Here is a 19,405-nt window from a genome sequence, read left to right as displayed (position 1 = left end):
AAACGCGGTTTCCCGGCCCCCATCCGTCCCAGCCAGAACGCCCATTCCCATTTGCCGTGGACCCGCAGAAGATTATAACGACCGTCACGTACAGCATCCTTAGGAGTCGTTCATGCACAGAGCCAAGCCCCTGCCCTCGCTGCTGGTCCAGCGCTACCATGGCTGGAAAGCGACGACCTATACGGAGAACAAGTCCTGGTACAAACGCCTGGCCGACGAGGGCCAGCGCCCGAAGACCATGATCATTTCCTGCTGCGACAGCCGCGTGCATGTGACCTCTCTCTTCGGTGCCGACCAGGGGGAGTTCTTCATTCACCGCAACATCGCCAACCTGGTCCCGCCCTACGAACCCGACGGCAACCAGCACGGCACCTCGGCGGCGGTGGAATATGCCGTGACGGCGCTGAAGGTGGCGCATCTGATCGTCATGGGCCACAGCTCCTGCGGAGGTGTCGCGGGGTGCCATGCCATGTGCTCCGGCCAGGCACCCGAACTGGACGAGAAATCCTCCTTCGTCGGCCGCTGGATGGACCTGCTGCGCCCGGGCTACGAGCGGGTGAAGGACATCGAGGGCGAACAGGCGCAGCGTGATGCGCTGGAACGCCAGGCGGTGCTGATCTCGCTGGAGAACCTGATGACCTTCCCCTTCCTGCGAGACCGCGTGGAATCGGGCGATCTGTCGGTGCACGGGCTGTGGCACGACATCGGCAACGGCACGCTGGAACAGTATCTGCCCAGCGAAGACAGCTTCGCCGCGATCTGATCCGGCCACGGCGCCAGTACGCGCCACGCCCCCGCTTCACCAGATGGCCCCGTCGGATGCCTCCGGCGGGGATATTTTTGGCAAGGAGACGCCACTGCCCCCTTGCCCTTGGCCAGCGCGCCGCCGGTCATCGTAAGGGAAACTTAACCCTGCCGGCACAGTCTCGCCCCTGCGGTACAGGCGGCAATGCCGATGACCGCGCATGGAGTAGACCCCCGGTTTCCTCGCTGGCAGCCGGGGGTCGGCCCGGCGCGGCCCATATCCCAAGGGAGGCTTGGGCGCGCCAGGCCGCACGGTTCAACGCAGGACCATGTCCTCGGGCCAGGTCACCTCGTGCGACAGGGCGATCTCCTGCTCGGCGCCCGGCGCCAGCTCGAACTGCCATTCCAGAACACCGCGACGGTCGTCGAAATCCTGCACGTCGGGCATCGGCGTGGCCTCCCAGGCGATATCCAGGTCCTCCTGCTCGGAATAAGGCACGCGGTCCAGCAGGCGCAGATCCCAGGCTTGATCGGTGCGGTTCTCGGCCGTGATCGTCACCGCCTCGCGGCGGTCGTTGGCGCGGCGGATGACGCCCCGGTCGCCTTCCATCCGGTCGTCCAGACGGCGGGTGACGCGCAGCCCGTCGATGGGACCGAAGGCCCATTCGACCTCTTCGTCCACGGGCAGCATGTCGAGATGTGTGCGCCCGACATAGGTGCCATCGCGGAACAGCTGCGCCGGGCCGGGCAGCAGCATCTCGCCGCTGTCATTGGTCAGCTGCGCCACGAGGTAGGCCGAGGGATCATAAAGCGGCACGGCACGGGCGAAGACCTCCGGGGTCATCTCCAGCCGGCCCAGCTCGATCTTGGCGGCATCGGCGCCATTGGCCAGGCTGACGGGTTGCGGCGCGGCATAGGTCACGTTGATCCCGTCAAAGCCGGCCTGCGCCTCCTCCATCACCGGCTCGGCCATGGCGTCCATCGCCATGTCTGCGCCAGCAGCACGGGAGAAGAGCTCCGGCGCCTTGGGTTGCGGTGCCTCCGGATCGACGATGCGCAGCAGCTGGCCCGCAATCCCACTGGGCGCGATCCGCCCCGAGGGGCGCGCGGTCGAAAGGGTCACCGCCACGTCCGACCAGTCCTCGCCGGTGGCCTGGCTGAGATAGGCGCCACGTCGCACCTGCAGCGCCGGCGCCTCGCCCGTCTGCAGATGCAGGTCATAGGCGGGATACCAGGAGGCCTCCCAGCTGGCGTAGTGCAGGGTCAGCACACCGGAGACCGGGGCCTCGGCGATGACCTCCACCGCCAGCACGCTTTCGTCCTCGGAGGCGGTCAGCAGCGCATCCAGGGCGGCCTCGGCCTCGGCCAGGTCCTCCTCCAGCGGGGTCTTCTCCTCGCGGATCTCACGGGCGCGCAATTCGGCCTCGCGGGCGGCGCGGCGGGCGGCGAGGCCCTCCTCTCCCACCAGTTCCAGCAGCATCTGCAACCGGTCCCGGTCGGCGTCGCCGGCGGCGTCGGATCCGCCCAGCCCGGTGAGGAAGGCGATGCGGTCGCGGCTTGCTTCGGCTTCCAGCTCGGCCGCACGGGCACGGTCCTCGACCGCCTGAATCCGGTTCTCTATCTCCTCGATCCGGTCGCGGGCCGCGGCGATCTCGGCCGGTTCCTCGGCGCCCGAGGGAGGCACCTGGCGATCGCGGTAGGACAGGGTGCCGATGGTCAGCCCCTCGGCTGCCAGGCGCAGGCTGTCCAACTCGATCAGCGGCATGTCGGTCAGTACCAGGGTGTGCCGCCCGGCGGGCAGATCGAAGGCGGCCTCCCGCGTCAGCGTGGCCCCCTGGGGGTAAAGCACTGCCTCGGTCACGGCGCTGTCGGCGTCGAAGCTGTCGGCCATGGCGGCGCTGCCCGCCAGGGCGGCGGCCAGGGCCAGGGTGCTGGTGGTCAGCGCGGTCAGGGGACGGGCATACAGGGGGCGGGTGGTCATCGACTCTCCTCCGGGTGGTCTTTTCCCCAGAGGACATGAGCGCGCCGGAAAGGCCAAGTGACGTTTTGCGTTACCAGCGGTGATGGGCGGGTTTCGGCACGCCCCCGACGGCAGAACGGCGCCCCCTTCGCAGGGGGCGCCGCTTCGGAAATCTCAAGCTGTCAGGCGGGATTTCAGCCCTTCTGCAGCACGCGCTTGCCCAGGGTCTCGGCGATCTGCACGGCGTTCAGGGCCGCGCCCTTGCGCAGGTTGTCCGAAACGCACCACAGGTTGATGCCGTTCTCGACGGTCACGTCCTGGCGGATGCGGCTGATGAAGGTGGCGAAGTCGCCGACGCATTCGATGGGCGTGACGTAGCCACCGTCCTCGCGCTTGTCGATCACCATGATGCCCGGCGCCTCGCGCAGGATGTCGCGGGCCTCGTCCTCGTCCAGGAAGTCCTCGAATTCGATGTTGATCGATTCCGAGTGGCCGACGAAGACCGGCACGCGCACGCAGGTCGCGGTGACCTTGATCGACGGATCGACGATCTTCTTCGTCTCCGTGACCATCTTCCACTCTTCCTTGGTGTCGCCGCTGTCGAGGAACTTGTCGATATGCGGGATCACGTTGAAGGCGATCTGCTTGGGGTAGACCTTGGCCTGGTAGTCGTCGGTCGGGTTGTAGATCGACTTGGTCTGATCCCAGAGCTCGTCGATGGCATCCTTGCCCGAGCCGGAAACGGCCTGGTAGGTGGAGACGACGACGCGCTTGATCTTGGCGCGATCATGCAGCGGCTTCAGCGCCACGACCATCTGCGCAGTGGAGCAGTTGGGGTTGGCGATGATGTTCTTCTTGGCATAGCCGTCGACCGCCTCGGGGTTCACTTCCGGCACGACCAGCGGAACATCCGGATCGTAGCGGTAGAGCGAGGAATTGTCGATCACGATGCAGCCCGAGGCTGCAGCCTTGGGGGCGTATTTCTCCGTCGGGCCGGACCCCACGGCGAAGAGCGCGATATCCCAACCGGTGAAATCGAAGGTATCCAGATCCTGGGTCTTCAGGGTCTTGTCGCCAAAGCTCACCTCGGTGCCCAGCGACTTCCGGGATGCGAGCACGGCAATCTCGTCCACCGGGAAGTGGCGCTCGGCCAGGATGTTCAGCATTTCGCGGCCCACGTTGCCCGTGGCGCCTGCGACGACGACCTTATAGCCCATAATGGATGACTCCTTTCAATAGGGACGGGGGTGCATACCCCAGCTTTGCTTGGCTGGAAAGGGTATTGCGGTGATGCGACATATCAAGGGGCGCGATCGGACGCGGCGCCGGAGGGGGCCAGAGGCGCGCAAAGGGGGCTCTGCCCCCGGCGCCCGGGGGGCGCCTCCCCCGGAGTATTTCCGGCTGTCGGATGAGGCCGGGACGGGCGGAGGTGTCGCACAGCTACTCGGGGCTGTAGCGGGCGACCAGACGGGCAGCCAGCCCCCCGACCCGGGACCCCAGCAGGATGACCAGCACACAGGCCAGCGGCCAGGCGATGACCCAGCTGTGCATCCAGGTCGAGGGCCATTCGGCGACGAAGCCCAGGGGCAGCCAGCTGAGGAAGCCCGACAGGCAGAAGGACATGATCCCCGACATGATGATGGCGGCCAGGATGGCGATCTTGCGTTGCTGGGACATGCGCCCCCCTCTGAGGCAAATCTCTGCCCGTCCAGATGCCCCCCGCAGCGGCGATTGCCAAGGGGGCGCAGTGTGCGCCCGCGCGCAGAGCCGTCGCGCGCCCTCAGGCCGCCACGTCGTCGGGCAGCACCGGGGCCGCGGCCACCAGCGCCTGTGTATAGGGGTGCTGCGGGCTGTCGAAGACCTGTTCGGTCGGCCCCTCCTCCACGATCTCGCCGGATTTCATCACCAGCACCCGGTCGGTGATCGAGCGCACCACCGACAGGTCGTGGGAGATGAAGAGATAGCTGAGGCCGAAACGATCCGACAGATCCGCGAGCAGATCGAGGATCTGCGCCCGCACCTGCACGTCCAGCGCGCTGACGGCCTCATCCAGCAGGATCAGTTCTGGCCGGGTGATCAGGGCGCGGGCGATGGCAATCCGCTGCCGCTGGCCGCCGGAGAACTCGTGGATGTACTTGGCCCCGTCGGCGGCCGACAGCCCCACGGCCTCCAGCGCCTCGGCCACGGCGCGGTCACGCTCCGCCCGGGGTGTGTCGGGCAGCAGGTGGAAGGGTTCGGCCACCAGCCGGGCGACCCTGTGACGCGGGTTGAAGCTGCCGTAGGGGTCCTGGAAGACCACCTGCATCTTGCGCCGCACCTCCGGGTTGGGCTTGTGCCCGGTAAAGACCGGCGCGCCCGCCAGCGCGATCTCGCCCGACTGGACCTCTTCCAGGCCCAGGATCGCCCGGGTCAGGGTGGACTTGCCGCAGCCCGATTCGCCCACGAGCCCGAGGCTTTCGCCGCGTTTCAGGGTGAAGGACACGCCCTTCACCGCCTCGATCTCGCGTCGCGCGCCGAAGGGCGTCTTGGCCGGCAGGGCATAGCTGCGGCGCACTTTGCGCACCTCCAGAAGGGGCGTCTCCGCCACCTCCGCGCCACGCTCCGGCGCATGGGTGGAGGCCGCCAGCAGGGCCTTGGAATAGGGGTGCTGCATCTCGCGGAAGAGCGTCTCTGCGGGGCCGGTTTCCACGACCCGGCCCTTCTGCATGATGGCGATCTCGTCGGCCATGTCGGCCACCACGGCGAGGTCGTGGGAGATCATCATCAGCCCCATGCCTTCCTCGCGCACCAGCTTCTTCAGCAGGGCGAGGATCTGGGCCTGGGTGGTGACATCCAGCGCGGTCGTAGGTTCATCCGCGATCAACAGGCGCGGGCGCAGGGCGATGGCCATGGCGATGACGACCCGCTGGCGCTGCCCGCCCGACAGCTCGTGCGGGAAGCGCGACATGGGGAATTTTTCGGGGGGCAGTTCGGCCCGGCGCAGGGCCTCGGCGGCCCGTTCCATCGCGGTACGGCGGGGGACCCGTTCGTGCTGGGTGATCGTTTCGGCCACCTGGTCGCCGATCCGTTTCAGCGGGTTCAGCGCCGTCATCGGCTCCTGAAAGACCATGCCGATCTCGCGGCCCCGCACAGAACACATGTCGCGTTCGGTGCGGGTCAGGATGTCCTGCCCATCGAGCAGGATCTGCCCGGTCGGTTCGGCCCCCTGCGGCAGCAGCTGCATGGTGGAAAAGGCGGTCATCGACTTGCCCGAGCCGCTTTCTCCGATCACGCCCAGGATGCGGCCTGCCTCCAGCGTCAGGGACACGTCGTGCAGGATCGGCGTGCCGTGGATCGCCAGCGACAGGTTGCGAATGTCCAGAAGGTTCATGTGCGGCCCCTCCGCAGCTTGGGATCGAAGAGGTCGCGCAACCCGTCGCCCATCAGGTTCAGGCCCAGCACGGTCAGCAGGATCGCGAGGCCCGGAAACAGGGCCATGTGCGGGGCGAAGCTGATGAAGGTCTGGCTGTCGGCCAGCATCCGGCCCCAGGAGGGGGTGGGGGGCTGCGCGCCCAGGCCCACGTAGCTGAGGCCCGCCTCAGCCAGGATGCCAAGGCTGAACTGGATGGTGCCCTGCACGATCAGCAGGTTCAGCACATTGGGCAGGATGTGTTCAAAGCTGATCCGCGCCGATCCCTTGCCGGCCACGCGGGCGGCCAGGATGAAATCGCGGTTCCACAGGGTCAGCGCGCCGGAGCGGGTGATCCGGGCGAAGACGGGGATGTTGAAGATGCCGATGGCGACGATGGCATTGGTGGCCGAAGGGCCGAAAGCCGCGGTAATCATCACCGCGATGACGAGGCTCGGGAAGGCGAAAACCAGGTCATTGCCGCGCATGATCACCTCATCCAGCAGCGAGCCGCGCTTGGCCGCGGCCCAGAGCCCCAGGGGCACGCCGATGACCATCCCGATGCCCACGGCCAGCACCGCCACGGCGATGGAGGTGCGCGCGCCCACCATCAGCATCGACAGGATGTCGCGCCCGTAGTGATCGGTGCCCAGAAGGTGCTCGGCATAGGGCGGCTTGATCTTGTTGGCGATCGCCATCTGGGTGACGTCATAAGGCACCCAGACAAAGCTGATCAGCGCCGCGCCCAGGAAGACCAGCGTCAGCAAGCCGCCCAGGATCAGGTTGCGGTTGCGCAGGGCAGCGGCCAGCGTACCCTGTTCGGTGGGCGCGCCGGTTTCGGTTTGGCTATGGGACATCAGCGGGCCCTCAGTCGGGGGTCGACGGCGGCATAGGCCAGCTCGACCAGGAAGTTCACGACGATCACGGCGAAGACCAGCAGCATCACCACGCTTTCCACCACGATCAGGTCGCGGGCAGAAATCGCCTGGAAGATCAGGCGGCCGAGGCCCGGCAGGTAGAAGACGTTCTCGATGATGATGCCGCCTGCCAGCAGGAAGGAAAACTGCATCCCGATGATCGTCAGCACCGGGATCAGCGCGTTGCGCAGGGCATGGCGCCACAGCGCCTCGCGCCGCGACAGGCCCTTGGCGCGGGCGGTGCGGATGAAGTCCTCCGAAAGCGTGTCCAGCAGGGCGGACCGCATGACCCGCGCCAGGATCGAGGCCTGCGGCAGGGCGAGCGCAATGGCCGGCAAGGTCAGGGATTTCAGCGCCGGAAACAGCCCGGCGTCCCAGCCGGCGAAGCCGCCGGCGCTGAACCATTGCAGGTTGATGGCGAAGACCAGCACCATCAGCATGGCGAACCAGAAGTTCGGGATCGCAACGCCCAGCTGGGTCAGCCCCATGATGGCGACGTCGGCCACCGATCCGCGCCGGGCCGCGGCCCAGATCCCCACCGGGAAGGCGATGACGATGGTCAGCGCCAGAGAGAAGAGCGCCAGCGGCAGCGACACCGCCAGACGGTCGCCGATCATCTCCACCACCGGCGTCCGGTAGGTGTAGGAGATGCCGAAATCGCCGCGCAGCAGCCCCCCGATCCAATCGAGGTAGCGGGCCGCCATGGGCTGATCCAGCCCCAGTTCGGCGCGCAGGGCGGCCAGGGTGTCGGGCTGGGCATTGACGCCCAGCATGATCGAGGCCGGATCGCCGGGCAGCACCTCGATGGCGGCGAAGATCACCACCGAGGCCACCGCCAGGCTGAGGCAGAGCGAAAGAAGCCGGGTCAGCGTAAAGCGCAGCATGGTCTTTTCAGCGGTCCACTTGTTGAGGTCGGGACGCGGGGGCGCTGCCCCCGCACCCCCGGAAGTATTTGAAACGAGATGAAGAGGAGCGCCGCGCCCCTGGCTTCATCTCGTTTGAAATACTCCCGCCGGAGGCGGCCCGACGCGGGCCACGGGCGGCCCGGCCGGGACATGGAAACGGGGGCCACATGCGTGTGGCCCCCGCAGATGATCGCAGGGGATCAGTTGTCCCAGTAGACGCCGGTCAGGTCGGTGGCCTGGGTCGGCATGTTGATCCACAGGCCCTCGACGCCGGTCTTGGCGACCGTGTGCAGCGGCAGTTCGAAGAGGAAGCCCGCGACATAGTCCTCCGCCAGCATGGTCTGAGCCTGACCCAGCAGGTCCGAACGCACCTCCGGATCGCTTTCCACGGCGATCTGGTCGATCACCTCGCGGAAGGCGGGGTTGTCGTAGCCGGTGTAGTAGTCGGGATCGGCCAGCGAAGCGATGTCCATCGGTTCGGTGTGGCTGATGATCGTCAGGTCGTAGTCATGCGCGTTGCGGAAGGTGTTTTCCAGCCACTGAGCCCATTCGACGTTTTCGATCTGCGCCACGATGCCGACCTCGCGCAGCTGCGCCGCCACGATCTCGCCGCCGCGACGGGCGTAGGAGGTCGGCGGCAGGGTCATCTTGACCGACAGCGGCAGCTCGACGCCCGCCTCTTCCAGCAGCGCCTTGGCCGCCTCGGGGTCGTAGGCCGACATCTCGGTCAGATCGACGTAATCCGGGTTGTGCGGGGCGAAGAAGGTGCCGATCGGGGTGCCGTATCCGAACATGGCGCCGTCGATGATGTCCTGACGGTTGATGGCATGGGCCACCGCCTCGCGCACCAGCTTGTTGTCGAAGGGCGGGCGAGCGTTGTTCATCGCCACGATGGTCTCGCCTTCTGTGTTGCCGATCAGCACATTGTAGCGCGGGTCGGCGTCGAACTGCGGCAGGTTTTCCGGCGCCGGGAAGGCCACGAAGACGTCGACGTCGCCGGCCATCATCGCCGCGAAGGCCGCGGTCGGATCCGAGATGAACTTGAAGGTGGCGCTGTCCAGCATCGCCGGCTCGCCCCAGTAGTCGGGGTTCTTCTGCAGGGTGATCGAATCGCCCTGCACCCAGTTGCCGAAGGTGAAGGCGCCGGTGCCCACGGGGTTGGTGGTGATGGTCTCGATCGATTCGGGTGCCACCATCACGGCGTCGCCCCAGGCCATCTTGAACAGGAACATGCCGTCAGGGGCCGACAGGGTCACCTGCACGGTGGCCGGGTCCAGCGCCTCGACGCTTTCGATGCCGGCGAAGAGGGATTTCTGCGCGTTCACGCTGTCCTCGGCCCGCGCGCGGTCCAGCGAGAAGACCACGTCGGTCGCCTCGAAATCGGTGCCGTCATGGAACTTGGCGCCTTCCACCAGGTGGAAGGTGTAGGTCAGGCCGTCCTCGGAAATGTCCCAGCTGCGCGCCAGGCTCGGGTTCACCGATCCATCGGGACCGAAGCGGGTCAGCCCCTCGAAGACGTTGGCATAGACCACCTGGTCGATGGCGCCCGCCGCGGCCGAGGTCGGGTCCATGTGCGGCGGTTCAAGCTGCAGGCCCAGCGTCAGGCTGTCCTGGGCCATCGCCGCCCCGGTGCCGGCCGTCAGCGCAATCACGCTGGCCGCCGCCGCTGTCTTCGCCACACTTCTCAACGCGTTGGTCATGGGGTCAACTCCTGTCTGTGCGGGGCCTTTTCCGGCGCCCTTCCCTGTTGTGTCCGCATGCTTGTCTCCTGCCGGGGCAGGGTCAAGCCTTTACGGCTTCTGTAATCTCTGGACCCGGGCGCGCAATATTGTTACCCCGCCAACCGCCCGAGTACTGTTGGAGGAGCAGAGCATGACCGCGCCCGAACCGATGTCCCCGCCCGAAGGCGAGGGGACGATCCTGCGTCGCCTGGACAGCTTGCGCGACCGCACCCGAACCTGGCGCCGCCGGGGCGAGGTCATCGGCGTCGTGCCCACCATGGGCGCCCTGCACGAGGGTCACCTGTCGCTGGTCCGCGCGGCGCGCGCCGATTGCGACCGGGTGATCGTGACGATCTTCGTCAACCCGCGCCAGTTCAACAGTCCCGAGGATCTGGCGAACTACCCCCGCACCGAGATCGAGGATGCCGCCAAGCTCGCCCCCTTCGGCGTCGACGTGATCTACGTCCCCGACGGCGACCAGGTCTATCCGCCGGGCTTCGCCAGCACCGTCAGCGTCGAGGGGCTGACGCAGGTCCTGTGCGGCGCGCACCGGCCGGGCCATTTCGACGGCATGGCGACGGTGGTGGCGAAACTCTTCGCGCAGACCGCGGCGGACCGTGCCTACTTCGGGCGCAAGGACTGGCAGCAGTTGCAGGTCGTGCGTCGCATGGCCCGCGACCTCGACATGGAGATCGAGGTGGTGGGCTGTCCCACGGTGCGCGAGGCCGACGGGCTGGCCATGTCCTCGCGCAACCTGCGGCTGGATGCCGAGGCCCGCGCCCGGGCACCCAGCCTCGGTGCGGTGATGCGCGACATGGCCGCGGCCCTGCGGGATGGCGCGGCGCTGACCGATCTGCTGCCCGGGGCCCATGCCCGTCTGGCCGAGGCCGGGTTCGGCGCCATCGACTACCTGGATCTGCGCGAGGCCAGCACGCTGGAGGCCTGCGACCACGCGACAGGCGACACGCGCCTCTTCGCCGCCGCCTGGCTGGGCGATGTGCGGCTGATCGACAATATCCCGGTCTCCGGCGAAGGCACCTGAACAGGCACGGACAGGGGCGCACAACCGGCGGGCTGTGGCCCGCCGCCGGGGCCAGTTATGCCGTGCCGCGCCCATCCGTTCAGCCGGTCAGCAGGTCGGCCAGCGACAGCGCCATGACCTCGGCCGATTGCAGCATGTCGTCGACGCCGACGTATTCGTCGGGCTTATGCGCCAGGTCGAGGATGCCGGGGCCATAGGCGATGCAGTTCTTCAGCCGGCCGATGCGGTCGATGTGCTTCTGGTCATAGGTGCCGGGGCTGACCACGTATTGCGGCGCGGTGCCCATGGTGTCCTGGATGGCCCGGGTCACCGACTGCACCACCGGCGCCTCGCGCTCGGTCATGGTGGGCAGCACGCGCATCATCTCGCGCATCTCGTAGCTGAAGTTCGGGCGCTCGCCCTTCACCTTGTCCAGCACCGTCTTCATCTCGCCGATGACCTCGTCGATGCTTTCCTCGATCAGGAAGCGGCGGTCGATGACCATGCGGGCGCTGTCGGGGACGCACGGCGAGGGCAGCGCGTTCACGTCGCGCGGGATCTCGGCCTGGCCGCCGTGCAGCGAGTTGATGTTCAGCGTCGACTGCTTGGCGCCCTCGGGCACCACCGGCATCTCGGTGCGTTTCTGCGCCAGGGCCGGGAAGAGGCTTTCCTCCATCTCGTGCAGCACCGCGCCCATGTGGCGCACGGCGCAGTCACCGAGGAACGGCATCGAGCCATGGGCGATCTCGCCGTGGGTCTCGATCTCGGCCCACCAGACGCCGCGGTGGCCCAGGCAGATCCGGTCCTTGTTCAGCGGCTCGGGGATGATGACGTGATCGACCTTGGCGTAGAACCCCTTCTCCGCCAAGTAGGCCACGCCGCCGAAGCCGCCCGATTCCTCATCCGCCGTGCCGGAGATCTCGATGGCGCCGGAGAAGTCGGGACACACGTCGATGAAGGCCTCTGCCGCGATGATCGAGGCGGCGAGCCCGCCCTTCATGTCGCAGGCGCCCCGGCCGTAGATCTTCCCATCCTTCAGCTCACCGCCAAAGGGATCGGTCGTCCAGCCGCGGCCCACGTCGACCACGTCGATATGGCTGTTGAAATGCACGCATTCGCCGGACCGGGCGCCTTCCTTCCGGGCCACGATGTTCCAGCGGGGATACTTGTCGCTGTCCCCCACGGCGCCCTCGGCGCGCACCAGCTGGGTCTCGAACCCCTTGCCGCGCAGCCGGCGGTCCAGGTAGTCGCAGATCTCCCGGTAGTTCTCCCCCGGCGGGTTCAGGGTCGGGATGCGGATCAGGTCCTGGGTCAGCGCGATCAACTCGTCGCGGCGGGCCAGGATCGCCTCGTGCAGGCGCATTTTCACTTGGGGCTCAGTCATGGGTTCCAGCTTTTGCCGGGACGGGCTACGGTCTCAATACCGTAGAACCACGGTGTGAAATAGTATAACAGCATGTCTCAGACCCCTCTCGACGCAATGGAACGCCTGGCCTGGGATCACGCTCCCATGGGTCTGGTGCTGGCCCAGGACCGGGTGATCCACGCCTGCAACCTGCCCTTCGCCCGGATGGTTGGCCGGACGCGCGAGGCCCTTGTGGGGCAGAGTTTCCGCGTCCTTTATTCCTCCGACCAGGAGTTCCGGACGATCCGTGACGTGGGCCTGGCTGCGCTGACGGAAACGGGGATCTATTCCGACGAACGGATGATGCGACACCCGGAGAACGGCGCCTTCTGGGTTCGGTTCCACGCCCGCACGCAGACGCCCGAGACGCCCCTGTCCAGCGTGGTGATGAGTTTCGCGCCACTGTCGCGGGCAGAGGACAGCCGCCTGACCCCGCGCGAGCGTGACGTGGTGGCGGGGCTGGAACGTGGCGAAACCTCGAAGGAGATGGCGCGCCGCCTGGGACTGTCACCGCGCACGGTCGAGGACGTCCGCGCGCGCCTGCTGAAGAAGTACGCAGTGCGCAATGCCGCCGGGCTGATCCGGCGGCTGGCCGGTCCGGGCCTGTAGGCGGGCCGACATGGGGTGCCACCACTGCGCCCGGGCAAGACCCGTCAGCCCCCGCCAGCACGAACATACGCAACCACCTGTATACAATGGACTTTTGCGGACAAAATTCCCCTACGTCAGTTAACCCAAATTGAGACAAATTATTTTGCAAACACGACTTTGCAGGGTAAGGCTTTGCGACGCGCTCCTGCTCTTTTCCTGCAAACGGATGGACTGATGAAGCCCTCTCTGCATCCTGATGAGGCCCGCCGCCTCGCGATCCTGCGGTCCTTCGAGATCCTCGATACGGATCCCGAAGAGCCCTTCGACGACGTGGTCAAGCTGGCCTCGGCGCTTTGCGGTACGCCCGTGTCGCTGATCAGCCTGGTTGACGAGGACCGGCAGTGGTTCAAGGCGCGCTACGGGCTGGATATCGACAGCACACCGAGAGAGCATTCGATCTGCGCTCATACGATCCTGCAGGACGAGGATGATTTCCTGGAGGTGCCCGACGCCACCCAGGATCCGCGCACCGCGGACAATCCGCTGGTGATGGGCGATGAACACCTGCGTTTCTATGCCGGTGTCGTCCTGCGCAGCAAGGAAGGCGCCCCCGTCGGTTCGCTCTGCGTGATCGATCGCAAACCCAACAGCCTGACACCGCTGCAGCGCGATGCGCTGCGGGTGCTGGCCGCCCAGGTCATCGCCCAGATGGAACTGAAGCGCGCCCTGTCGCAGGCCGAGCTGATGCGTCACGAGGTGGATCACCGGGTGAAGAACTCGTTGCAGTCGGTGTCGGCCCTGACCCGGATGCAGGCGCGCAGCGCCTCAAACGAGGAAACCCGCCTGGCCCTGCTGCAGGTCGGCCGCCGCATCGAGACGGTGGCAGCCCTGCACGAACAGCTCTACCGCGCCGACCGGGCGGAGACGATTTCTCTGGCCAGCTTCGGCCCTGCGGTCTGTCGTCTGATCGGCCAGTCCGCCCCGCCCAACATCACCCTCAACGCCGACTGGCCGGCGGCGGACCTGGACCCGAGCGTCGCCGCCGCCCTGGGGGTTATCCTAAACGAGTTCGCTTCCAACGCGATCAAGCATGCCTTCCCCGATGGCCAGGCTGGCACGATCTCCTGCCGGGTCGATCCGCCGGTCGAAGGGCGCTGCAAGCTGACCCTGGCCGACAACGGCGTGGGCCTGCCCGAAGGCGTCACGGCAAAGCAAGGGTTGGGGATGCAGGTGATCGAGGCCTCGGCGCGTCAGCTGGGCGGCACCTTTGCCCTGGCCTCCGGCCCGGATGGCACGCGGATCACCCTCGACTTCCCCTTGCAGGTGGCCGAGACGGCGCTCGGGGCCTGAGCGACGGCCGGGGGCCAGCCCCCGGACCCCCGGAGTATTTCGAGCCGTCGAATAGGGACAGGGGCGCGACGCCCCTCAGCCCGCCTTGCGCAGCTCGGGTAGCACCTTGGTGCCCACGGTCTCGATCGCCTTCAGCATCTCGGCGTGATCGATCACCCCGATGGCCATCTGCAGGGTCACCCGATCAAAGCCCAGATCCTCCTTCAGACCCAGGATCTTGTCGACGATCTGCGCCGGGCTGCCGACGAAATTGGCGCCCTCGGGGGTGATCGACGCGTCGAACTGCGCCCGGCTCTGCGGCGGCCAGCCGCGTTCGCGGCCGATCTGGTCCATCACCTGTTTCTGCGCCGGGAAGAAGATGTCGGCGGCCTTCTGGCTGTCCTCGTGGACGAAGCCGTGCACGTTCAGCGACACCCGTGCCTTGTCGGCGTGCCCCGCCTGGTCCGCGGCGCGGCGGTAGAGATCCGCCAGCGGCGCGAAGCGGCGCGGCTGGCCGCCGATGATCGCGAGCGCCAGCGGCGCGCCATAGGCGCCTGCGCGCACCATCGACTGCGGCGTGCCCCCCGCGGCGATCCAGATCGGCAGCTTGTCGTGCACGGGGCGCGGGTAGATGCCGAGGTTTTCCACCGCCTGCGTGTGCTTGGTGCCCTGCCAGGAGAGCTTCTCGCCCTCGTTCAGGGCCATCAGCATGGCCAGTTTCTCCTCGAAGAGATCGTCGTAGTCGCGCAGGTCATAGCCGAAAAGCGGGAAGCTCTCGATGAAGCTGCCGCGCCCGACCATGATCTCGGCCCGCCCGCCGGAAATCCCGTCGATGGTGGCGAACTGCTGGTAGACGCGCACCGGGTCCTCGGAGCTGAGGACGGTCACGGCGCTGCTGAGCTTGATCTGCCGTGTCTGCGCGGCGGCGGCGGCCAGAACCGTGGCGGGGCTGGAGATGGCGTAGTTGGGGCGGTGGTGTTCGCCCAGGCCGAAGAGGTCGAGGCCCAGCTCGTCCGCCAGCCGGATCTCTTCCAGCAGGCGGGTCAACCGGGTGGGGGCATCCACCTGCTCGCCCGTGACCGGGTTCCGCCCGACATCGCCGAATGTGTAAAGACCGACTTCCATGGGGGTCCTCCGTGGCTGTTTGCCCCCGCGCCTGCCGCAGGGGCCTTGGGCGCCAAGCTAGGGCAGCAGGGCGCGGCGCGCCACCGGGGGCCGTCGCACAGGCGTTGTGCAGATAGGGCGATCAGCCGGCCCAGTGCTTGATCCAGTCCGCCACCACCTGCGCGGTCTCGGCCAGGTGGTCGTCAAGCGTCCGGCCCGTTTCCCGCTTGCGCGGTTTCAGGTCGTGGTCGCCGTCATCGAGCCAGTGCAGGTCTATGGCGTCGGACAGGTCATAGCCTGCCACCTCCTGCGCCGTGCCGAAGGGATCGCGGGTGCCCTGGCAGATCAGCGTGGGCGTCGCGAGGTCCGCCAGATGTTCGGTGCGCAGTTTCTCCGGCTGCCCCTGCGGGTGGAAGGGGTAGCCGAGGCAAACGACACCGGCCACGCCCACCTCATCCGCAATCAGGCTGGCGACACGCCCGCCCATGCTCTTGCCGCCGATGAAAAGCGGCCCGTCGTGTGAAAGCCCCGCGATGGCCGCCCGGTATTCCTCCCGCAGCAGGTCGACCCGGGGCGGCGGGCGTTTCGATCCGCCGGTGCGGCGCCCGGCCATGTAGGCGAACTCGAACCGCGCGACGCGCAGGCCATGGCCCGCCAGCACCGCAGTCAGGGCGGTCATCCAAGGCGTGTCCATCGACGCACCCGCCCCATGGGCCAGCAGCAGGGTCGGCCCCTCGCCTTCGATCAGGAACTCCATCGCCTCTCTCCCCCAAGCAAAAGGGCGCCTCCTGGGCGCCCTTGTCGTCGGTTCAGACCGCTCAGACCAGCGTGTCGCAGCTGGTGCGGATCGCGCGGATGTTGGCGCCGTAGGGCGCAGGGTCCGCGACCGAGCCGCCCTTGAAGACGGCAGAGCCTGCCACCAGCACGTCGGCGCCGGCCGCGCGCATCAGGGGCGCGGTTTCGGGTGTGATGCCGCCGTCGATCTCGATATGGATGGGACGGTCACCGATCATGGCGCGAAGTTTCTCAACCTTGGCGATCTGGGAATGGATGAACTTCTGCCCGCCGAAACCGGGGTTTACGGTCATCACGCAGATCAGGTCGACCATGTCCAGCAGGTGGTCCACCGCGTCGATCGGCGTGCCGGGGTTCAGCGCCAGACCCGCCTTGCAGCCCGCGCCACGGATGGCCTGCAGGGTGCGGTGGATATGCGGCCCGGCCTCCAGATGCGCGGTCAGCACGTCGGCGCCGGCGTCGGCGAAGGCATCGATGTAGGGATCGACCGGCGCGATCATCAGGTGCACGTCCATGACCGTCTTGATGTGCTTGCGGATCGCCTTCACCAGCGGCGGGCCGAAGGTCAGGTTCGGCACGAAATGCCCGTCCATCACGTCGACATGGATCCAGTCGGCGCCCTGCGCCTCCACCGCCTCGATCTCGGCGCCGAAGTTGGCGAAATCGGCGGAGAGGATCGAGGGCGCGATCTTCAGGTTGCGGTCAAAGGACATGGGCGGGCCTCCTGCTGGGTCTGGCGCCCCTATAGCGCCGCCCGATCCGTATGGGAAGCCAAAGGGAGTGGGGGCCTTGCCCCCCTTGAGCCCGTGCCGGGCTCAATTCTCCCCAGAGTATTTCCGGCCAACGTATAGGAGGGACGCGGCGCCCGGGTCGAGCGGGGCGCCTTCGCCTGCGCCGCAGCTCAGCCGTGCAACGCCGTGATGCGCTCCACCTCTTCGGCAGAGCCGAAGACGAAGGGGCGGCGTTCGTGCAGCTGTTCGGCGGTCAGCGACAGGATCGGGGTCACGCCATCGGTGGCCAGCCCACCGGCCTGTTCGACGAGGAAGGCCATGGGCGCCACCTCGTAGACCATGCGCAGGCGACCGTTCTCGTAGCCCGGGCGGGCATCGGAGGGGTAGAGGAAGGTGCCGCCCCGGGTCAGGATGCGGTGCGTTTCCGCCACCAGCGACCCAACCCAGCGGAAGTTCATGTCCTTTCCCTTGCCGCCGGTCTTGCCCGCCTCGTTCTCCTCGACATAGGCGCGCACCGGAGCCGTCCAATGACGGCGGTTGGAGCTGTTGATCGAGAACTCCTTGGCAGCCTTAGGCAGCGCCATCTTCTCGTCAGCCAGGGCAAAGACACCTGTTTCGGGGTCCAGAACGTAGAGCAGGGTGCCCTCGCCCCAGGTCAGCGCCAGCAGGCACTGCGGCCCATAGGCGATGTACCCCGCCGCTACCTGCTCCGACGCAGGCCGCAGGAAGCTCTCATTCGCGCCCTCCTTCGCCTCGAAGACCGAGAAGATGGTGCCGATGGTCACGTTGACGTCGATGTTGGACGAGCCATCCAGCGGATCCGCAGCCACGGCGTAGCGCCCGGAGGCGTTGAGGCTCAGCACCTCTTCCTGCTCCTCGGAGGCATAGTATTTCACCCCGGCCTGGCGCAGCGCCGCCTCGAACATCTCGTCGGCCAGCACGTCCAGCGCCTTCTGCTGGTCGCCGTCGCTGTTCTCCCCCACGCCCGCGCCCAGGGCCTGGCCCAGGGGGCCGCGCGCGACAATGCGCGAGACGGCGGCGCCGGTGGCGCAGAGCGCGTCGATGACGGGGAGAAGGTCGGCGGGAAGGCGGGCGGGATCAATGGCGGGCATGGAAAACTCCTTGGGCTTCGCCAGCGTTATTCCACATCCCCCGCAAGGGAAAAACGGCTTTTCCGCCCCGCAGGCGGATGAGAACGCTAACGCGCGCAAAACCGCCCCTGCCCAGCCCCGGCTTGCCCTCCTTTGGCCAGAGGGCGCCCCGACCAGCCGGCAAAGGGCGCGCGCCTCGGCCTTGCGTGCCCCGCCCCCTGCTTCACGTCGTCCGAAATACTCCGGGGGAGTCGCGCGCCCCGCGCGACGGGGGCAGAGCCCCCTGCCGCCTCTCAAACCGTCGCAACACTGGGACGACGGGTCCGGCGCCCCTCCGCCGTCCCGCCCGGGCGCTCAGTTGCGGTACTGCTTCAGCTCCAGCTTGGCGATGGTTTCCCGATGCACCTCATCGGGGCCGTCGACCAGGCGCATGGTGCGGGCGTTGGCAAAGGCCGCTGCCAGGAAGGTGTCCTGACTGACCCCCTGGGCGCCATGCACCTGGATGGCACGATCCACGACGCGCTGCACCATGTTGGCGCCCACGACCTTGATCATGGCGATCTCCTTGCGGGCCGCCTTGTTGCCCACGGTGTCCATCATGTAGGCCGCATGCAGCGTCAGCAGCCGGGCCTGTTCGATCTCGCAGCGGCTCTCGGCGATCCAGTGCTTGGTCACCCCCATCTCCGCGATCGGCTTGCCGAAGGCGGTCCGCTCCATGCCGCGTTCGCAGATCGACTGCAGCGCCCGTTCCGCCTGCCCGATGGAACGCATGCAGTGATGGACGCGCCCCGGTCCAAGCCGGCCCTGGGCGATCTCGAAGCCGCGCCCCTCGCCCAGCAGGATGTTCTCGACCGGCACGCGCACATTCTCGTAGTGGATCTCCGCGTGGCCGTGCGGCGCGTGGTCATAGCCGATCACCTGCAGCGGGCGCACCACCTTCACGCCCGGCGTGTCCAGCGGCACCAGGATCATGCTTTGCTGCCGGTGCTTTTCGGCCCCGGGATCGGTCTTGCCCATGACGATGGCGATCTTGCAACGCGGGTCATTCCCGCCCGAGGACCACCACTTGCGCCCGTTGATGACGTAGTGATCGCCGTCCCGCTCGATCCGGGTCTCGATGTTGGTGGCGTCAGAACTGGCCACCGCCGGTTCGGTCATGGAAAAGCACGAACGGATCTCGCCCGCCATCAGCGGCTTCAGCCACTGTTCACGATGCGCATCGGTGCCATAGGCAAAGATCGTCTCCATGTTGCCGGTGTCTGGCGCGGAGCAGTTGAAGGGCTCGGACCCAATGGCAGAGCGGCCCATCAACTCGCAGAGCGTGCCGTATTCCACGTTGGTCAGGCCCATGCCCTCGTAGCCCGGCTTCGAGTGCGGCAGGAACATGTTCCACAGCCCCGCCGCGCGCGCCTTTTCCTTCAGCTCCTCCATGATCGGCACCGGCTGCCAGCGGTCGCCCTCGGCCACCTGCGCGGCATATGTCGCCTCCGCCGGGAAGATATGCGCGTCCATGAAGGCGATGAGCTGTTCGCGCAGCTCTTTCGCCCGATCGGAAATCGGGAAATGATCGTACATCTTTGTCTCCTCCACTCTTGCCCTCCTTGATGCCCGGCGCGGTCTCGCCCGTCAAGTTGCGGAATACTTTTCCGATCTGCGGGATATTGACGCGCGCGCCGACCCCGTGCCAGTCTCCACGGATCAGA

Annotated in this window: 17 protein-coding genes; 4 read left to right on the top strand and 13 right to left on the bottom strand. The window is 67.3% G+C overall.

All coding sequences use genetic code 11. The features are described 5' to 3' along the window. Nucleotides 1–112 precede the first annotated feature (112 nt). Nucleotides 113–763: a carbonic anhydrase gene (locus CVM50_RS10485; RefSeq protein ID WP_085889044.1), complete on the top strand. Its 651-nt coding sequence runs from the start codon at nucleotides 113–115 to the stop codon at nucleotides 761–763. A gap of 297 nt (nucleotides 764–1,060) precedes the next feature. On the opposite strand, the gene CVM50_RS10480 is transcribed toward CVM50_RS10485, so the two are convergent. From CVM50_RS10480 to CVM50_RS10450, 7 genes are all read right to left on the bottom strand, one after another. Continuing rightward, nucleotides 1,061–2,725, bottom strand: a complete 1,665-nt coding sequence (locus tag CVM50_RS10480; RefSeq protein WP_100148477.1) for a DUF4139 domain-containing protein — start codon at nucleotides 2,723–2,725, stop codon at nucleotides 1,061–1,063. 173 nt (nucleotides 2,726–2,898) lie between these two features. Next, nucleotides 2,899–3,921 (bottom strand): aspartate-semialdehyde dehydrogenase, encoded by a 1,023-nt coding sequence (locus CVM50_RS10475; protein ID WP_085889045.1) that lies wholly within the window; start codon nucleotides 3,919–3,921, stop codon nucleotides 2,899–2,901. A 223-nt stretch (nucleotides 3,922–4,144) separates the two neighbouring features. Then, nucleotides 4,145–4,381, bottom strand: a complete 237-nt coding sequence (locus tag CVM50_RS10470) for a DUF2798 domain-containing protein (protein ID WP_085889046.1) — start codon at nucleotides 4,379–4,381, stop codon at nucleotides 4,145–4,147. Between the two features lie 103 nt (nucleotides 4,382–4,484). After that, nucleotides 4,485–6,074, bottom strand: coding sequence for an ABC transporter ATP-binding protein (locus CVM50_RS10465; RefSeq protein WP_085889047.1), 1,590 nt, complete (start codon nucleotides 6,072–6,074; stop codon nucleotides 4,485–4,487). Continuing rightward, nucleotides 6,071–6,949, bottom strand: coding sequence for an ABC transporter permease (locus CVM50_RS10460; RefSeq protein WP_232618213.1), 879 nt, complete (start codon nucleotides 6,947–6,949; stop codon nucleotides 6,071–6,073). The genes CVM50_RS10465 and CVM50_RS10460 overlap by 4 nt, the downstream gene beginning before the upstream one ends. After that, nucleotides 6,949–7,893, bottom strand: a complete 945-nt coding sequence (locus tag CVM50_RS10455) for an ABC transporter permease (RefSeq protein ID WP_085889048.1) — start codon at nucleotides 7,891–7,893, stop codon at nucleotides 6,949–6,951. Before CVM50_RS10455 ends, CVM50_RS10460 begins: the two co-directional genes overlap by 1 nt. Before the next feature lie 221 nt (nucleotides 7,894–8,114). Next, a complete protein-coding gene (locus CVM50_RS10450) occupies nucleotides 8,115–9,614 on the bottom strand; it encodes an ABC transporter substrate-binding protein (protein ID WP_085889049.1) in 1,500 nt (499 codons plus the stop codon). 172 nt (nucleotides 9,615–9,786) lie between these two features. On the opposite strand from CVM50_RS10450, the gene panC reads away from it, so the two are divergent. Beyond that, nucleotides 9,787–10,677, top strand: a complete 891-nt coding sequence (panC, locus tag CVM50_RS10445) for a pantoate--beta-alanine ligase (RefSeq protein ID WP_232618212.1) — start codon at nucleotides 9,787–9,789, stop codon at nucleotides 10,675–10,677. A gap of 79 nt (nucleotides 10,678–10,756) precedes the next feature. On the opposite strand, the gene CVM50_RS10440 is transcribed toward panC, so the two are convergent. Further along, entirely contained in the window at nucleotides 10,757–12,040 is a 1,284-nt protein-coding gene (locus CVM50_RS10440) for an acetylornithine deacetylase/succinyl-diaminopimelate desuccinylase family protein (protein ID WP_085889050.1), read from the bottom strand. Nucleotides 12,041–12,112: 72 nt separating this feature from the next. On the opposite strand from CVM50_RS10440, the gene CVM50_RS10435 reads away from it, so the two are divergent. After that, nucleotides 12,113–12,670: a PAS and helix-turn-helix domain-containing protein gene (locus CVM50_RS10435; protein ID WP_232618211.1), complete on the top strand. Its 558-nt coding sequence runs from the start codon at nucleotides 12,113–12,115 to the stop codon at nucleotides 12,668–12,670. Between the two features lie 216 nt (nucleotides 12,671–12,886). After that, nucleotides 12,887–14,002, top strand: a complete 1,116-nt coding sequence (locus CVM50_RS10430) for a sensor histidine kinase (protein ID WP_085889051.1) — start codon at nucleotides 12,887–12,889, stop codon at nucleotides 14,000–14,002. Between the two features lie 75 nt (nucleotides 14,003–14,077). On the opposite strand, the gene CVM50_RS10425 is transcribed toward CVM50_RS10430, so the two are convergent. From CVM50_RS10425 to CVM50_RS10405, 5 genes are all read right to left on the bottom strand, one after another. Then, on the bottom strand, nucleotides 14,078–15,106 hold the full coding sequence (locus CVM50_RS10425) for an LLM class flavin-dependent oxidoreductase (RefSeq protein WP_085889052.1): 1,029 nt from the start codon (nucleotides 15,104–15,106) through the stop codon (nucleotides 14,078–14,080). 121 nt (nucleotides 15,107–15,227) lie between these two features. After that, a complete protein-coding gene (locus CVM50_RS10420) occupies nucleotides 15,228–15,842 on the bottom strand; it encodes an alpha/beta family hydrolase (RefSeq protein ID WP_085889053.1) in 615 nt (204 codons plus the stop codon). A 61-nt stretch (nucleotides 15,843–15,903) separates the two neighbouring features. After that, nucleotides 15,904–16,593 (bottom strand): ribulose-phosphate 3-epimerase, encoded by a 690-nt coding sequence (gene rpe, locus CVM50_RS10415; RefSeq protein WP_085889054.1) that lies wholly within the window; start codon nucleotides 16,591–16,593, stop codon nucleotides 15,904–15,906. A gap of 188 nt (nucleotides 16,594–16,781) precedes the next feature. After that, entirely contained in the window at nucleotides 16,782–17,723 is a 942-nt protein-coding gene (locus tag CVM50_RS10410; RefSeq protein WP_085889055.1) for a class 1 fructose-bisphosphatase, read from the bottom strand. A 333-nt stretch (nucleotides 17,724–18,056) separates the two neighbouring features. Continuing rightward, a complete protein-coding gene (locus CVM50_RS10405; RefSeq protein WP_085889056.1) occupies nucleotides 18,057–19,277 on the bottom strand; it encodes an acyl-CoA dehydrogenase family protein in 1,221 nt (406 codons plus the stop codon). Between the last annotated feature and the right edge of the window lie 128 nt (nucleotides 19,278–19,405).

It is taken from the genome of Pseudooceanicola marinus (assembly GCF_002786295.1).
Lineage (GTDB): Bacteria > Pseudomonadota > Alphaproteobacteria > Rhodobacterales > Rhodobacteraceae > Pseudooceanicola > Pseudooceanicola marinus.
Note: the sequence above shows the minus strand (reverse complement) of the source record. Positions and strands in the feature narration are given on the sequence as shown.

Bases quoted from the DNA above. Each gene is read 5' to 3' on its own strand.
- CVM50_RS10485 (WP_085889044.1), top strand. From the start codon at position 113: ATGCACAGAGCCAAGCCCCTGCCCTCGCTGCTGGTCCAGCGCTACCAT.
- CVM50_RS10480 (WP_100148477.1), bottom strand. From the start codon at position 2,725: ATGACCACCCGCCCCCTGTATGCCCGTCCCCTGACCGCGCTGACCACC.
- CVM50_RS10475 (WP_085889045.1), bottom strand. From the start codon at position 3,921: ATGGGCTATAAGGTCGTCGTCGCAGGCGCCACGGGCAACGTGGGCCGC.
- CVM50_RS10470 (WP_085889046.1), bottom strand. From the start codon at position 4,381: ATGTCCCAGCAACGCAAGATCGCCATCCTGGCCGCCATCATCATGTCG.
- CVM50_RS10465 (WP_085889047.1), bottom strand. From the start codon at position 6,074: ATGAACCTTCTGGACATTCGCAACCTGTCGCTGGCGATCCACGGCACG.
- CVM50_RS10460 (WP_232618213.1), bottom strand. From the start codon at position 6,949: ATGTCCCATAGCCAAACCGAAACCGGCGCGCCCACCGAACAGGGTACG.
- CVM50_RS10455 (WP_085889048.1), bottom strand. From the start codon at position 7,893: ATGCTGCGCTTTACGCTGACCCGGCTTCTTTCGCTCTGCCTCAGCCTG.
- CVM50_RS10450 (WP_085889049.1), bottom strand. From the start codon at position 9,614: ATGACCAACGCGTTGAGAAGTGTGGCGAAGACAGCGGCGGCGGCCAGC.
- panC (WP_232618212.1), top strand. From the start codon at position 9,787: ATGACCGCGCCCGAACCGATGTCCCCGCCCGAAGGCGAGGGGACGATC.
- CVM50_RS10440 (WP_085889050.1), bottom strand. From the start codon at position 12,040: ATGACTGAGCCCCAAGTGAAAATGCGCCTGCACGAGGCGATCCTGGCC.
- CVM50_RS10435 (WP_232618211.1), top strand. From the start codon at position 12,113: ATGTCTCAGACCCCTCTCGACGCAATGGAACGCCTGGCCTGGGATCAC.
- CVM50_RS10430 (WP_085889051.1), top strand. From the start codon at position 12,887: ATGAAGCCCTCTCTGCATCCTGATGAGGCCCGCCGCCTCGCGATCCTG.
- CVM50_RS10425 (WP_085889052.1), bottom strand. From the start codon at position 15,106: ATGGAAGTCGGTCTTTACACATTCGGCGATGTCGGGCGGAACCCGGTC.
- CVM50_RS10420 (WP_085889053.1), bottom strand. From the start codon at position 15,842: ATGGAGTTCCTGATCGAAGGCGAGGGGCCGACCCTGCTGCTGGCCCAT.
- rpe (WP_085889054.1), bottom strand. From the start codon at position 16,593: ATGTCCTTTGACCGCAACCTGAAGATCGCGCCCTCGATCCTCTCCGCC.
- CVM50_RS10410 (WP_085889055.1), bottom strand. From the start codon at position 17,723: ATGCCCGCCATTGATCCCGCCCGCCTTCCCGCCGACCTTCTCCCCGTC.
- CVM50_RS10405 (WP_085889056.1), bottom strand. From the start codon at position 19,277: ATGTACGATCATTTCCCGATTTCCGATCGGGCGAAAGAGCTGCGCGAA.